The following is a 983-nucleotide window of genomic DNA, read 5'->3' as shown; positions in this document are numbered from 1 at the left end:
GTCGTGGAACCACAGCTCGTTCATCGCCTCGAAGTCGAAGGACAGGCTGCCCAGCGACCCGTTGATCTCGATGCGCAGCGCGTTCTTGCGCCCGCTCGCGAACCGGGTGGCCTCGAAGGAGGCCAGCCCGCCACCGCTGAGCCGGCCGATGAACAGCGCGGCGTCGTCCACGGTGACCTCGCCGCGCCCCTCACCACCGCCGGCCGAGAGCCCGGCGGAGCCGGCCGCCAGCGGGCGCTCCTTGACGAAGGTCTCGGTGATCGCCGACACCCCGGTCAGCCGCTCACCCGTGATGAACTCGGCGGTGTCGATGATGTGGGCGCCGATGTCGCCCAGCGAGCCCGACCCCGCCTTGTCCTTCTGCAGCCGCCACACCAGCGGGAACTCCGGATCCACGATCCAGTCCTGCAGGTACACCGCCCGCACGTGCCGGACGGTGCCGATCCGGCCCTCGGCGACCCACTGGCGGGCCAGGGCGACGGCGGGGACGCGGCGGTAGTTGAAGGCCACCATCGCCACGACGCCCCGCTCGGCGGCGGCCCGGGCCGCGGCGACCATGGCCTCGGCCTCGGCGACCGTGTTGGCCAGCGGCTTCTCGCAGATCACGTGCTTGCCGGCTTCCAGCGCGGCGATGGCGATCTCGGCGTGCGAGTCACCCGGGGTGCAGATGTCCACGATCTGCACGTCGTCCCGGGCGATGAGGCGCTTCCAGTCGGTCTCCACGTGGGCCCAGCCGAGCTTCTCGGCGGCCTGTGCGGTCGCCTCTGCCGACCGGCCGGCCAGCGCGACCATGGCGGGCTTGAGCGGCAGGTCGAAGAACGCGTCCACGCTGCGCCACGCCTGGGAGTGCGTGCGGCCCATGAAGGCGTATCCGACCATGCCGACCCCGGCGACCGGCCTCATGACTCGAATCCGAGCGGCAGGTAGGCCTGCGCGTTCTCCTTGGTCACGGTCTCGGAGGTCAGCGTCACCGACTGCGGCAC

Annotated in this window: 1 protein-coding gene; it reads right to left on the bottom strand. The window is 71.6% G+C overall.

Translation table 11 applies throughout. The annotated features are described in order from the left end of the window. Nucleotides 1-903 (bottom strand): Gfo/Idh/MocA family protein (locus IEY93_RS37420; RefSeq protein WP_229691820.1); only part of this gene is annotated, 903 nt, incomplete at its 3' end. Nucleotides 904-983: the final 80 nt, after the last annotated feature.

The organism is Sphaerisporangium melleum (genome assembly GCF_014646695.1).
Classification (GTDB): domain Bacteria; phylum Actinomycetota; class Actinomycetes; order Streptosporangiales; family Streptosporangiaceae; genus Sphaerisporangium; species Sphaerisporangium melleum.
Note: the sequence above shows the minus strand (reverse complement) of the source record. Positions and strands in the feature narration are given on the sequence as shown.